General features: G+C 72.4%; 11 protein-coding genes. 6 read left to right on the top strand and 5 right to left on the bottom strand.

From position 1 onward, the window contains the following. Positions 1-135: 135 nt before the first annotated feature. From JOD63_RS14490 to JOD63_RS14470, 5 genes are read right to left on the bottom strand one after another with little or no spacing between them, the layout of a single operon-like run. On the bottom strand, positions 136-1,023 hold the full coding sequence (locus JOD63_RS14490; RefSeq protein WP_157004038.1) for a GDSL-type esterase/lipase family protein: 888 nt from the start codon (positions 1,021-1,023) through the stop codon (positions 136-138). After that, the gene (locus JOD63_RS14485; protein WP_052682591.1) at positions 1,020-2,609 is read right to left on the bottom strand and encodes a lipopolysaccharide biosynthesis protein; all 1,590 of its coding nucleotides are present in this window, start codon (positions 2,607-2,609) and stop codon (positions 1,020-1,022) included. Before JOD63_RS14485 ends, JOD63_RS14490 begins: the two co-directional genes overlap by 4 nt. Continuing rightward, positions 2,606-3,460, bottom strand: a complete 855-nt coding sequence (locus JOD63_RS14480; RefSeq protein ID WP_052682592.1) for a glycosyltransferase — start codon at positions 3,458-3,460, stop codon at positions 2,606-2,608. The genes JOD63_RS14485 and JOD63_RS14480 overlap by 4 nt, the downstream gene beginning before the upstream one ends. After that, positions 3,457-5,064: an O-antigen ligase family protein gene (locus JOD63_RS14475; RefSeq protein ID WP_045276639.1), complete on the bottom strand. Its 1,608-nt coding sequence runs from the start codon at positions 5,062-5,064 to the stop codon at positions 3,457-3,459. Before JOD63_RS14475 ends, JOD63_RS14480 begins: the two co-directional genes overlap by 4 nt. Before the next feature lie 11 nt (positions 5,065-5,075). Next, positions 5,076-6,002, bottom strand: a complete 927-nt coding sequence (locus JOD63_RS14470; protein ID WP_045276640.1) for a hypothetical protein — start codon at positions 6,000-6,002, stop codon at positions 5,076-5,078. 268 nt (positions 6,003-6,270) lie between these two features. Here JOD63_RS14470 and JOD63_RS14465 point away from each other — a divergent pair, with 268 nt between their 5' ends. Genes JOD63_RS14465 through JOD63_RS14440 form a run of 6 tightly spaced genes read left to right on the top strand, consistent with a single transcriptional unit; the run spans position 6,271 to position 14,157 of the window. Continuing rightward, the gene (locus JOD63_RS14465) at positions 6,271-7,443 is read left to right on the top strand and encodes a glycosyltransferase family 4 protein (RefSeq protein ID WP_052682593.1); all 1,173 of its coding nucleotides are present in this window, start codon (positions 6,271-6,273) and stop codon (positions 7,441-7,443) included. Continuing rightward, entirely contained in the window at positions 7,427-8,347 is a 921-nt protein-coding gene (locus JOD63_RS14460) for a glycosyltransferase (protein ID WP_045276642.1), read from the top strand. The genes JOD63_RS14465 and JOD63_RS14460 overlap by 17 nt, the downstream gene beginning before the upstream one ends. Next, complete coding sequence (locus JOD63_RS14455; RefSeq protein ID WP_045276643.1) at positions 8,344-9,711, top strand: wax ester/triacylglycerol synthase domain-containing protein; 1,368 nt, start codon at positions 8,344-8,346, stop codon at positions 9,709-9,711. Before JOD63_RS14460 ends, JOD63_RS14455 begins: the two co-directional genes overlap by 4 nt. Then, positions 9,708-10,337, top strand: coding sequence for an acyltransferase (locus JOD63_RS14450; protein ID WP_084613670.1), 630 nt, complete (start codon positions 9,708-9,710; stop codon positions 10,335-10,337). The genes JOD63_RS14455 and JOD63_RS14450 overlap by 4 nt, the downstream gene beginning before the upstream one ends. Then, positions 10,334-12,412, top strand: a complete 2,079-nt coding sequence (locus tag JOD63_RS14445) for a glycosyltransferase (RefSeq protein WP_052682594.1) — start codon at positions 10,334-10,336, stop codon at positions 12,410-12,412. The genes JOD63_RS14450 and JOD63_RS14445 overlap by 4 nt, the downstream gene beginning before the upstream one ends. Next, positions 12,409-14,157 (top strand): S8 family serine peptidase, encoded by a 1,749-nt coding sequence (locus JOD63_RS14440; protein ID WP_052682595.1) that lies wholly within the window; start codon positions 12,409-12,411, stop codon positions 14,155-14,157. The genes JOD63_RS14445 and JOD63_RS14440 overlap by 4 nt, the downstream gene beginning before the upstream one ends. Positions 14,158-14,161 lie beyond the last annotated feature (4 nt).

Below are 14,161 nucleotides of genomic sequence, written 5' to 3'. Positions count from 1 at the left end.
TGCCCGCGCACCCGATCCGCGGACAGGGCGGACGACTGTCCGCGCCCGGCCGCGAAGATCCCGCGTCGCAGGTCGGCCGTCAGAGGCCGATCGTCAGGGGCCGAGCCCCAGACGCCGAGCCCCGGAGGCCGACCGTCAGAGGCCGAGCGCCCGCTCCACCACCGGCCAGGCCGCCGCGGCGAGTGTCGCCTGGCCCGCGGCGGAGGCGTGGAAGTGGTCGAGGGTCGACACGTCTTCGAGTTCGAACTGCGTGGCGTTCACCGCGCCCTCGTCCCACGTGCAGCCCTCGGTGGCGGCGCACGCCGCCTGGATCGACGTGTTGTACGACGTGACGAGGTCGGCGATCGCGGTGCGCCGCGCGACGGCGTCGGATGCGTCGGAGCCGGCATCGGCGAGGAGCGACCGGCACGACGGGCTCGCCTGCCACATCTCCACCGTCTCGGGGTCATCGCGACCCAGCTCCCACAGCCGCAGCAGGTCGGGGACCGAGTATGCGACGATCGCGGCGCCCGGGGCCGAGCTGCGAACGCCCGCGAGCACCTCGGCGTAGTCGGCGGCGAACGCGTCGGGGCCGGTCACTTCGTCGTCGGACGGCGCGCACGCGTCGTTCGCACCCAGGAGCACGAGCACGACGTCGGGATCGGCGGCCTTCAGCGCGGCCACCTGGCCGCGGGCCCACGACGCCTTGGCGCCGAGCTTGGCGATGGCGGTGGTCGAGGGGGTGTTGCCCTGGAGCGCACCCAGGCGCGTCGCGACCGAGTCCACGGCGGCATCCGTGCCGATCGCCCACGACTGCTCGACGCACGCCGTGGGTTCTCCGCACGCGGTCGCCGCCAGCGACATCGAGTCGCCGACGACGGCGATCGACTCGACTCCGCCGGCTTCGGCGGTCGGTGTCGCGGTCGGCGTCGGGGTGCGCGTGACCGTCGGGGCGGCAGCGGGCTGGGCGCCGCAGCCGGTGAAGGCGAGCGAGAGGGCGAGCACTCCCAGGGGGATCGCCACGGCGGCGCGTCGTGACCTCATCTGGTGCGTCCTTCCGGTCGGCGCTCGTCGGATTCGAGCAGCTCTTCGATCTCGCCCGCCGACACCTCGTCAGCGCCGAGCTGGGTGGCTTCGGCGTCGACCGGGACGTCCTCGCGTGCGGGGGTCTTCGGGGAGCGGGCCTGCTTCACGAAGTCGACCATCATTCGGTAGTCGCGCCGCACCGGCGGAACGAGCGCCGCCGCTGCGATGACCGCTAGGCCCGCGAGCCCGCCGGCGAGCACCTGCAGCAGCGCCGGCCATCCGGTCGTGAGCATGGTCACACCCGTCGCGGCGCCGAACGCGCCGGCGGCCACCAGAGCCGGGCCCACGAGCGGCAGGGCGACGTCGGTCCAGCCCTTCAGGAAGGTGCCGCGGATGGCGACGGCGAAGCCGGGGACGAGCAGGAGCAGCGTCACGAGGCCGTACAGGAGCGCGAGCCCGTTCATGCCGTTCCACCAGACGCCGACGAAGAACGCGGCGATCACGAAGGGGCGGGTGACGAGGTAGTACACGAACTGCCGGTGCGCCCGCCCGAGGCTGATGTACATCCAGCCCTGCACGTTGCCCACCGCCTGGGCGACGCCGGCGATCGCGAGCAGGGCGAACACGTCGGCGGCGGCATCCCATCCCGGTCCGAGGATCACGAGCATGAGTGGGTGCGCGATCGCCGCAGCCACGGCGTAGACGGGGAGGGCGAGGTAGCCGATCACGGTGAGCGCGCCGCGGATGTAGCGGCGGTAGCGCTCGCCGTCGTCCTGCAGGCGACTGAGCACCGGTAGGGCCACCCGCCCGATCGGCGCGGTGAGCTGCTGCTGGGGGAGCAGGAACAGCGAGTACGCCCGCGAGTACTGGCCGAGCGCCGCCGAACCCAGCTGCTGGCCGATGATCACGTTGTCGAGGTTGCGCGCCGCGTAGTTGAGCAGCTGCACCCCGAAGATGCTGCCGCCGGTGCTGACGAACGGACGGATGTCGCGGCCGATGCGCGGGCGGCCCCAATGCGGCTTCGCGGCGACCCACAGGGCGATGAGACGGTACACCTGGCCGGCGCCGGCGAGCACGACCAGCGACCAGACGCCCCAGCCGAGGAGGGCCGCGACGATCGACAGCACGACACCCACAGCCATCGAGACGATGTCGATCATCGCGAGGGTGCCGAAGCGCAGCTGCCGCTGCACCGCCGCCTGCATGGGCATCGCGATGCCGTTCAGCAGCAGGGTCGGGGCGATCGCGAGGGTCAGCACGACGAGCCGCTGCTCGGCGTAGAGCGCGGCGATGAGGGGGGCGCAGGCCGCGATCGCGATCATGAGCGCGCCGCCGAGCGCCGCCGAGAACCACAGCAGGCTCGACCACTGCTTCGAGGTGAGGTCGCGCGACTGCACGATCGCGCCCGTCAGCCCGAAGTCCCGCACGAGGTCGGCGATGCCGACGATCGCCATGATCATCGCGACGAGACCGAAGTCGCTCGGCTCGAGCAGGCGCGCGAGCACCATGGTCGACCCGAGCTGGAACAGGGTGCGCAGCCACAGGCCGCCGGCTGTGACGGCTGCCCCCCGCGACGCGCGATGGCTGAGGCCCGGCGTGCTCATGCGCGAGCCTCCTGTCGCAGGGCGTCGTCACGCGACCAGGCGGTGGGTCCGTCGATCGAGCGACGGCCGCGCAGCGTGGTGGAGGCGAACCCGTAGACGTAGAACGGCAGGTCGATCCACCGCGGGGGCCGGCGGGCGACGCGGGAGAGGAGCCGCGCGTATCGACGCGCGGCCGGGTCCTGCCCTGCCAGCTGCGCGGTCGCCGGGAGCTGGCGATTCCCGCGTTCGATCCGGATGCCGCGGCGGATGTGCGTGCGCATGTCCCGGGATGCCGCGACGGTGAAGGAGTGGTCGGCCACGCTCACGCGTTCGTCGGCGTGGAACCGCTGCTGCACGAAGCGGTCGTCGGCGATGACGTCGGGGAACTCCGTCCACCGCTCGCGTCCTGCGGCGTTGACGGCGTACACGCCCGAGCCGATGTGTCCGGTCGTCCGGTAGTCCGACAGCTCCCACACGCGGTAGTAGGCGCGCACCGCGAACGTGCTGCGCGCTGCGTCGATCTCGATCCTCGGCGCGGCGACGCGCGGCTCGGCGGCGGTCGAGAGCGCAGCGGCGAGGGCGCGCAGCGCATCGGTGGTGATGTCGACGTCGGCGTCGATGTACGCGCGGGGGTAGCCCGTCGCCGCGTCGTCTCCGGCGTTGAGCGCGGCGATCTTCGACGCGGCGGCGATCTCGACGACAGTCACACCGGGCACGGCAGCCGCGTGGGCGGCGGTGTCGTCGGTGCAGCCGTTGGCGACCACGATGACCTCGAACTCGCCGGGCTCGGCGTCCGCCAGCATCCGCACCAGCGTCGCGCGGATGAGCGGGCCCTCGTCGTGCGCGGGGACGACGATCGACAGGATGCTCACGACCGGGCCTCCGCCGGGGTGGGGGTGCGCGCCGCGGCGGCCTCTCGCGCAGCCGCCTTCGCCGCTGCCGCGGCCTTCGCCGGCGGGCTCGCAGTGAGCAGCCAGGCGCCGATGGCGAGCTCCATGCAGAGCACGAAGAAGGTCTGGTAGAAGCCGAAGGCGTCGTAGAAGAACAGTGCGGTGATGTAGCCGGTGCACGAGGCCACGATCGCGAAGGCGAGCATCGCGAAGCGGGTGTCGTGGCGGGCGGTGACGAACGCGAACCGCAGCAGCATGATGGGCGGCATCAGCATGAGCGCCGCGAGACCGGCCACGCCGATCGCGCCGGCCTCCATCAGCGTGCCGAGCACTTGGTTGTCGAGGATGAACGCGTTGCTGTCATCGCCCACGACGATGCGGCTTCCGACGCCGGTGCCGAAGAACGGGTCCTGCGCGATGAGCGCGAACGCCGGATCGAGGTCGGCGAGGCGTCCTGCGCCTCCCCAGCCCGGCGACGTGTGCTGCGAGGCGATCAGCGCGTCGAGGTCGAGGAACGACCCGATGAGGGTGTCGAACATGTTGGGGAGCACGAGGAATCCGAGCACCAGCGCGGGCAACGACAGCAGCACGAGGGTGATCCCGAGGTACGGCCGCAGCAGCAGCGTCAGCAGCAGCATGACCGCGAGCACGACGACCGCGGTGCGCGAGACGGCGGAGAGCACGCCCAGCAACAGGGCGCCGGTGGCGATGCCGTAGACGATGCGCCGGTTCCACTCGTTGCCGGGCCACTTCGCGTACTTCGCCAGGTAGATCGCGAGGGGGATCAGCATGCAGAGCATGACCGACAGGGCGATCGGATGCTGCGACGAGCCGTACGAGCGGTAGCCGCCGGCGCGGAAGGCCGCCCCCTCGTCGGCGATCACGTCGAGCGGGAGGAAGGTCGCGAGACGCCAGAACACGTTCACCTGGGTCACGCGCTCGAAGGTGGCGAACATCGCGACCACGACGCCGCTCCACACCAGCCCCGCCACGAGCCCCTCGACGATGCGCCGAGAGGTGAGCACCTGCCGCACCACGTAGAACGACGACAGCAGGATGAGGTAGTTCACGAGCGCGCCGACCGCGGTCGAAGCGAGACCCGCTTCGACGAGATCCGCCGCGTTCAGCGGGATCGAGATGACGAGCGAGGCGATGAAGATGCCGATCGGCCAGCCGAACGCCACCGGCTGCCAGCGGTGGCGCTTGTCGAGGAGCAGCGCTCCGACGATCGCCGCGAGGAGCACCAGCAGCATGACGCGGTACGGCTCGAGCGCGAACGGAAGCGGGATGGGCAGGGCGTAGCGGCGAACCGGGATGAACATCACGATGGCGACGAAGAGCACGAGTCCGCCGGTCCAGCTGAAGACCAGACGCCGCGCCAGGTATCCGATCGCCACGAGCAGCATCAGCGCGCCGCCCGCCATCGGCGGCAGCAGCAGCACGCACGCCGCCGCGACCGCCACGAGGATCACCGTGGCGACGATCGGGCGCCACCGCTCCCGCGGCGCCGCGGCCGCGGCATCCGCCCCCGCGGCGCCGTCGGGTGTCGCCGGGGGCGGATCGGCGCGGCGTTCGAGAGTCGACATCGGGATCGGGCTCAGCCGGTGTAGGTCGGCTCAGGGGCGTCGGTCGCCGTGCCCTCGCGACGACCGCGCCGCGAGGTGATCCCGTCGCCCGCCCCATCGGTGGGCCACCCGTCGGAGTTCTCGCCGACGGGCTCGAGCGCCCGCTCGTCGTCGGCGTAGACGTCTTCGGAGTCGGCGGCATCCGCGGCCGGCTCGTCCGTCGTCTCGTCCGCCTGCTCGGTCGCGGGGGCCGCCGCTGTGCCCGAGCGACGCGAGCGGATGCCCGCGATGATGAACGCCGCAGCCACGAACAGCAGGAAGACGCCGAGGAAGGTGATGACGAGCGGGATGGCGGGATTGCTGCCCTCGACCTCGGCGGCCGGCGATTCGTCGAGCACCGTGAGCGTCACGCGATCGGCATCGGGCAGCGTCTCGGCATCCTGCGACGCGATCACGTCGGCCTGGAACTGCGCGGCCGCGGTCGCGGCGATGTCCTCCGCGCGGGTCGGGTCGAGCGAAGCGCCGACGACGGCGAGGATCGGCAGCACGTAGCGGCCGGGGAACGACTCGTCGCCGCCGGGCTGCGTCGTGCGGCGCAGGGCCGTGAGCGAATCGGTGTCGGAGAACTCGCCGAGCGACTCCTCGACGGTGGTGCGCATGTCGCGTCCGCTGATGATGTAGGCGTAGAGGATCGCCTTCGAGGTGAGGTCGACCGTCTCGGGCTGCGTCTGGCCCTCGACCAGCGGCTGCCCCGGAAGGACCGCCTGGTACATGTCGTCACCGGCCGCAGACACGAGGAGCGTCGTCGTCGCGGTGTAGGACTGCACGGCCCGTGAAGTGACCTTGCCGTCGATGATCGTGAAGCCGGCGAAGAACGCGGCTACCGCCGCGACCACGGCTCCGACCAGCAGCAGCCACTTGCTGCGCCAGAGGATCTGAAGATACTGCGGAACATCCATCGGTGTTGCCCCCCTCCCGCCCCCAGCGGGCGAGTTGGCTTGTCGCGTGCCGCCGTGGCGTGGAGGGGTCGACCGATGGAGCTCGTCCGGCCTACCCACGTTCATCATGGGCCGATCAAGAGGCCGACGTATTGCCGGAATGTTAAGGGCCGGAGACAGTTCGGTGGGAGCGTCCCGCAAGGCTTGCGCGCTCCGGGGGTCGCGATCCACGCTGTTCTCATGCAAGGGGGCGGGGGGCCTCCTCCGCCGCACGCCGATGGGGAGGCTGATGCGGGTCCTGCTGTCGTTCCCTCACGCCCTGGGCGCCCCCGGCATCGGCTGGACCGCGTGGAACCAGGCCGATTCGTTGGTGCGCGCCGGTCACGACGTGCACCTCGTCGCCGGCAGCCTCGCACGCCCGGTTCCCGGTGCCGCATCGATCACGACATCGCTTGCCGCCGGCCGTGTGCGCGTTCCCCATCGGGCGATCGGGCGGGAGCGCGCGTTCGCCTGGCACGACCTCGTCGCCCGTGATCGGCTCCGCCGCGTCGACGTCGACGTGGTGCACCTGTGGCCGCTCGCGCCGGGGCTCACCGCGCACGCGGCCCGCGACGCCGGGATCCCCGCCGTCCGCGAGGCGCCGAACACCCATACCCGCCGGGCGTGGGAGGCCGTCGCGGCAGAGATCGACCGCATCGGCATGACCGGCGCCGACCGCACCGCCCACACGGCTGACGCGCGGCACCTCGCGATGGAGCAGGTCGAGTGGGATGCCGTCACCGGCGTGCTCGCTCCGAGCGAGCCGGTCGCCGAATCGTTCCGCGCCGAGGGGTTCGCCCCCGAGCGGGTGCTGCGCCATCGCTACGGATATCGCCCGGGAACGCGTCGCGCCGCGGTGCGCACGGCCGCCGCGAAGCCGCTGCGGGCGGTGTACGTCGGCCTCGGCGAGCCGCGCAAGGGTCTGCACCACGCCCTCGACGCGTGGCTGGCCTCGGACGCGTCGGGCACCGGGACCTTCACGATCGCCGGGCGGATGCTGCCGGCCTACGCCGCCTACCTCGGCGCGCGGCTGGAGCACCCGAGCGTCCGCCTGGTGGGCTTCCAGTCCGACGTGCCCGCCGTGCTCGCGGCATCCGACGTCCTGCTCCTCCCCACCGTCGAGGAGGGGAGCGCGCTGGTGACCTACGAGGCGCAGGCGATGGGCACGGTGCCCCTCGTCTCGACCGCCGCCGGAGCGATGCTCGACCACGGCGTGCACGGACTCGTGCACACGCCCGGCGACGTCGGGGCGCTCACCGCACAGCTCGACCTGCTCGCGGCAGATCGCGGCGAGCTCGCCCGGCTCTCGGCCTCAGCCCTCGAGCACGCGCCCGAACTCACGTGGGACGCGGCAGCGGTGGAACTGGTCCGCGCGTACGAGACCGCCGTCGCCCAGGAGGTGCCCGATGCCGTCACCGTCTGACGCCACCGTGCTGGTGTGCTCGCGCAACCGCCCGGAGATGCTCCGCGACGGTCTCGCCTCGATCCTCGCCTCGACGCCGGCGGAGACCGAGGTGCTGGTCGTCGACAGCGCCAGCGACACCGACGAGACGCGGCTGGTGACGCTCGAAGCGGGCGCCCGCTACACCCGTGCGGGCAAGGGGCTCTCGGTCGCGCGCAACGCGGGGATCACCACCGCCGACCGGCCGATCGTCGTCTTCACCGACGACGACTGCCGGCCCACGACCGGGTGGATCGAGAGCCTGATCGCCCCCTTCGCCGACCCGCGCGTGTCGGCTGTGACCGGCCGGATGCTCGACCACACCACCGACGCCCACGCCCCCTACGCACGCGCGGAGCGGTACATCGAGCCGGTGAGCGGGCTCGACGCCGGCCACGGTGCGGTGATGGCGTTCCGCCGCGACGTGCTGCTGCGCATCGGCGGCTTCGACGACATGATGGGCGCCGGTCAGCACCTGGCGGGCGCTGAGGATCTCGACATCTTCATCCGGCTGCTGCGCGCCGGCACCCACGTGGTGCACGACGCCCACAGCGTGGTGCTGCACGCCAACACCCGCGTCGGCGAGGCGTACGTCGAACTGCACCACGGCTACGGGCTCGGCCTCGGCGCCCTCGTGGGCAAGTGGCTGCGGCTCGATCCGCTGTTCGGGCTGCGGATCGGGTGGCGACTCACCCGCCGCACCGGCGCCCGCATCGCACGCGGCACGCGCCGCCACCACGACACCCGGCACGATCGCTCCCTGCTCGCCGGCATGGCGCAGGGCGCGTGGGAGGTGCGCGGCATCCCGATCGTGGGCGAGCGTTTCGCTGGAGCCGGCAGCGGCGCCCCCATCCCTGTCCTGCGCGCGGAAGGAGTCACGCGATGACCACCACCACACCCATCGCCGCACGCGAGGTGCACATCGACATGGTGCGCACGCTCGACGAGCAGAACATCTCGTCGAGCATCGCGTTCGAGGCGATGCACACCGGTGCGGTGCTCGTGCTCGAGGGAGCGCCGTTCCTGCGCCCCGACGGCACGATCGACCGCGAGCGGGTGCACGCCAATCTGCGCCGCACGCTCGGCCGCGTGCCCGAGTTCCGGATGAAGCTGCTGCGTTCGCCGCTCGGGATCACGACCCCCGCCTGGGTGCCCGACCCGTCGTTCGATCCGCGCGCGCACGTCGTCTTCGATGACACCCCGAGCGCGTTCGACAGCACCACGGTGCGGCGGCTCGCGGGCTTCGGACGGCCCGTGCTGTCGAAGGACCGGCCGCTGTGGGACATCCGGGTCACGGTGCTCACCGACGGGCGGATCGCCCTGGGGGCGCGGATGCACCACGTCGTCGGCGACGGCCAGTGGGGCTTCAGCGTGATCGAGCGGATGACCGAGTCCGAGCCTGTCACGCCCGATCTCGAGCAGGTGCTCACCCCGATCGGCGCACCGCCGCGCACCGCGTTCGCCGTGCCGGCACAGGCGCTGCGCGACTTCCGCGGCCGCACCGAGGGACTCGGCGGCATGTGGCACGAGTATTGGCGGAAGCCCGTCGTCAGGCGCGCGAAGCGCGTCGCGGCCCGCAATGCCGGATTCGTCAAGGAGTACCTGATCCGGCGCAAGGGGCTCCGGGCGCAGATGCTGCCACCCACCCGGCCGGTCATCTTCGAAGTCGACGCCTCTCGGGCGGCGCGCGAGGCGGCGCGGATGCGCGGCTCGCTCAGCGACCTGCTCGTCGCGGCGGCCATGGGCGCGGTCGACGACGATGACCGCGGGGTCGACGTGCTCGTGCCGGTCTCGCGCCGCCGCGGCGGCGCGGGCGGCGACGTGCGCAACCACGTGTCGATGGCGCGCGCCCACGGACCCGCCGGCGCCTCGCTCGCGGAGCGCGTGGCGGCCGTGCGCGCCCTCGTCCGAAGCGTCGTGCGCGATGAGGAGGCCGACGTGGACGAGGGCCGGATGGTCGGCTACGCCACGCTGATGCCGCTCGCCGAGGAGCCTCGGTGGTTCGGCGACGCCCGGGTCGAGCAGATCGCGATCCTCCCGGCGGGGGATGCCCGCAGCGAGATCTCGGTGTTCGCCACCGTCTACGCCTCGACCCTCGCGGTCACGGTGATCAGCCGGGACGAGCTCGACGTCGAGGGCATCGCCGCACGCGTCGAGCAGGCGCTGACGCCGGCGACCGTCTCGGCGACAGCCGCCGCCCCCCCGGAGACCACGGCGACGGAGACCGCGGCGACGGAGACCGCGGCATGAGGCGGCTGCTGCGGGCGCTCGGCTCTGTGCTCGATCCGCGCGTGTACCTGCACGGCCTCCGCATCCTCCACTTCTACGGCTACGCCCACGTCGCGCAGGTGCGCCGCCTCACCCGCGGGCCCGGCGTCTCGTTCGCGCCGAACGTCTCGTTCCGCAACGCCGAGCGCATCGTCATCGGCGCCGGCACGCACATCGGCGAGTACTCCACGATCTGGGCGGGCAACTCCATCGGTCGCATCACCTTCGGCGAGAAGGCGCTGCTGGCGCCGCGGGTGACGATCACGGCGTCGAACTACGGCATCGAACGAGGCACCGCGCCGATGGACCAGCCCAAGATCGAGCAGGACATCGTGATCGGCGCCGGAACCTGGCTCGGCGCCGACGTGGTCGTGCTCGCCGGCGTGACGATCGGCGACGGCGCCGTCATCGCGGCGGGCGCGGTCGTCACCAAGGACGTGCCACCCGACGCGATCGCGGGCGGTGTGCCGGCGAAGGTGATCGGCTGGCGGATGGATGCCGCGGGCGTGCGGTCAGCGGAGGCGCCTGATGCCGCGGCGACGGACGCATCGCCGTCGCCGGATGCCGCTCCCCCGGTCGACGCCGATCTTGAGCGCGGAGCCGCATGAGCGCTCCGACCGTCGACGTGATCGTCGTCAACTACAACACGCGCGAGCGCACGCTCGAATGCCTGCGGTCGGTCGTCGACCAGCAGATCCCCGGAGTCGGGCTGATCGTCGTCGACAACGGCTCCACCGACGGCTCGGCCGAGGCGTTCGCCGCCGCGCACCCCGAGGCGCAGGTGATCGACGCGGGGGAGAACCTCGGCTTCGCCCGCGGAGTGAACCGCGCGGTCGAGGCGTCGACGGCCGAGTACGTGCTGCTCCTCAACCCCGACGCGACGGTCTTCCCCGGTTCGCTCGAAGCGCTCATCGACTTCGCGCAGGAGCATCCGGAGCACGGTCTGTACGGCGGGCGCACCGTGCGCGAGGACGGCTCGCTCGACCCGTCGTCGTGCTGGGGCGCCCCGACGCCGTGGTCGCTGCTGTGCTTCGCCACCGGCCTCAGCACCGTGTTCAAACGGTCGGCGCTGTTCGACCCCGAATCGCTCGGCCGCTGGCAGCGCGACACCGTGCGCGAGGTGCCGGTGATCACGGGATGCCTGCTGCTCGTGCCGCGTGCGCAGTGGGATGCGATCGGCGGGATGGACGAGCGCTTCTTCCTCTACGGGGAGGATGCCGAGTTCAGCGCCCGTGCCCGCGCCCACGGACTCCGCCCCGTGATCGTGCCGTCGGCGGTCATCCAGCACGACGTCGGAGGGTCGACGTCGTCGACCGGCCGCAAGATGGCCATGGTGATGGCGGGCAAGGCCACCTACGTGAACCTGGTGTGGCCGCGGGTCCTCGCGCTCGCCGGCATCCTGCTGCTGCAGGCAGGTGCCGCCGTACGCGGCCTCCTCGAGTGGGTGACGCGTGCGAAGCGCCGCACCTGGCGCGACGTCTTCTACCATCGGCGGGCTTGGCGCCGCGGCTACCCCGCGGCCGAGCGCACGCTGTTCGGTCGCACGCCGCCACCCGCCGCGCCGCCGGCGCCGCGACCGCTCACCGTTCAGGCGGAGCCCGCATTCCGCACCGAGAAGGCCAACCCCTACAACGGCAGCCTCTACCGCGCACTGCAGCGCCGCGGGGTGCGCGTGAGCGACCTCAGCTACTGGCGCATGCTCGCCCATCGCACCGATGTCGTGCACCTGCACTGGCCCGACCTGTCGTTCCTGTCGGGGCGGCGACGGTCGATCCACGTCGCCCGCCTCGTGCTCTTCTACAGCGCGCTGCGCCTTGCGCGGCCGCGCGGAACGCTGCTCGTGTGGACGGTCCACAACGTCTCGTCGCACGAGGAGCGCTCGACTCCCGCCATCCGCGGCGCTGCCGAGCGGCTGCTGCTCGGCAACATCGACGGCATCATCGGCCTCACCGAGCAGGGGGTCGAGGCGGCCCGCGACGCCTATCCGCGGCTGCGCGACGTGCCTGCGGCGGTGACCCCGCACGGGCACTACCGCGACGAGTACACGTTCGGGATGCCGCGTTCCGCGGCCCGCGCCGCGCTGGGGATCCCGCCGGAGCGGCCGGTGATCGCCGCCGTCGGCCAGATCCGCTCGTACAAGAACATCCCGCACCTCATCCGCGTGTTCCGCGACATGCCCGGTGACGCTGTGCTGCTCGTGGCCGGATCAGCGTCGCCCGCGGCCCTCGCGGATGAGCTGCGCGAAGCCGCGGGCGCCGACCCGCGGGTCGTGCTCGATCTGCGATTCCTCCCCGACGAGGAGATCCCCGTCGTGCTCGCCGCCGCCGACGTCGTCGTGCTGCCGTACTCGCGCATCCAGAACTCGGGGTCCGCGATCCTGGCGGCCTCGGCCGACCGACCGGTGCTCGTGCCCGATCAGGGCGGCATGCGGGAGCTGCGCGATCAGCTCGGCACCGCGTGGGTGCGGCTGTACGCCGGTGAGCTCACGACCGCAGACCTGAGCGAAGCGCTCTCGTGGGCGACCGAGGAAGGCCGGCCGGCCTCGGCCGATCTCAGCGCGCTCGACTGGGATGCGATCGCTGCGCAGACCCTGACCGCCTACGACGAGTTCCGGCGCCGATCCCGGCGCGGCAGGACACCGATATCGCGGCCGCAGGTGGCCGCTGAAGGAGCACGAGGATGAACCGCACCGCTGCACGCCGTCCCACGACGCGATCCCGCGTGGCCCTCGCGGCGTCACTGATCCTGGTGGCGGCGACGCTGTCGGCGGCTCCGGCCGCGACGGCGGCGCCCCTCCCGGCCGGCACGTACGTCGTCTCGGTGGCGGACGGGGTGGATGCGCGGGCGCTCGCCGCGAAGTACGGCGCCGATCAGCGGTTCACCGCGGCGATCGACGGGTTCGCAGTGGAGCTCACCGCGAAGGAAGCCACGGCCCTGGCGCGCGACCCCCGCATCGACGCGGTCAGTCCCGACGTCGTGTTCGAGGGCATGGCGCAGACCGTGCCGCCGCACGTGCGCTCGGTCGAGGCCGACGAAACCCCGGTCGACGCCGGCGACGGGGTGACCGAGTGGGACGGTCCGGCGGTGGCCATCATCGACTCGGGCGTGAGCCCGCACGACGACTACAACCTGGCGGGGTCCGTCGGCTGCGTCCCCGGACTCGATGCGAGCGACGGCAACGGACACGGCACCGCGGTCGCCGGCTACATGGCGGCCTACGACAACGAGACCGGCATCGTGGGCGTCGCGCCCGGTGCGCCGGTGTACTCGGTGCGTGTGATGGACGCGAAGAACCTCGGCACGCTCTCCACGATCCTGTGCGGCCTCGAGTGGGTCGCGAACAACGCCGACCGCCTCGGCATCGGCGTCGTCAACATGAGCCTCGGCACGAACGGCGCCGACGACGGCAACTGCGGCTACACGAACGGCGACGCGCTGCACCAGGCGGTGTGCGGCCTCGTCGCCGACGGGCTCGTCGTCGTCGCCTCGGCGGCGAACTCGACCACGGACATGGCGAAGTTCGTGCCGGGCTCGTATGACGAGGTGCTCACCGCGACGAACGTCGCCGACTACGACGGCGCGCCCGGCGGGCGCGGCACGGCGCCCTGCGCGGTGTCGACCCCCGATGACCGGCCCGCCGTCAACTCCAACTACGCCGTGTCGACGGCCGATCAGGCCCACACCATCGCGGCGCCCGGCATGTGCCCGTACACGACCACCAAGGGCAACCGGTACGGCTACATCCAGTCCGGCACCAGCATGTCGGCCGCGGCGGTCAGCGGCGTCGTGCTCGACTGCTTCGCTGCGGGCGACTGCACCGGCCGCACGCCGGTTGAGGTGCGGGCGATCGTGATGGGTCAGGCGGCCGCGGCTGCCGCGCGCGGCCACCGGTTCACCGGCGACCCGCTCTCGCCGATCGCGGGGAAGTTCTACGGCTATCTCGCGTCGACGGTTCCCGCGGGAGGGGTCACACCGACGCCGACTCCGACACCCACCCCGACGCCGACGCCGACGCCGACTCCGACTCCGACACCGACGCCCACTCCGACCCCGACGCCGACCCCGACGCCGACTCCGACTCCGACACCGACGCCCACTCCGACCCCGACCCCGACGCCGACTCCGACCCCGACGCCCGATGTGACGACGCCGACGGTGACGGTCACCGCGCCGACGTCGGGTGCCACGGTCTCGGGCACGGTGGCGGTCGTGTCGACGGCATCCGACAACGTGGGCGTCGTGTCTGTCTCGTACTGGTCGGGATCCACCCGCCTCGGCAGCGCCACGCGGCAGAGCGACGGCACGTGGCGGGCGAGCATGAACTCCCGCGCGTACCCCAACGGCACTTACCCGCTCACGGCGCGGGCGACCGATGCGGCCGGCAATGTCGGCTTCAGCGACCCGGCGACGTTCACCATCCGCAACTGACAGA

This window comes from Microbacterium terrae, assembly GCF_017831975.1.
Lineage (GTDB): Bacteria > Actinomycetota > Actinomycetes > Actinomycetales > Microbacteriaceae > Microbacterium > Microbacterium terrae.
This window is presented reverse-complemented; position numbering and strand designations above follow the sequence as displayed.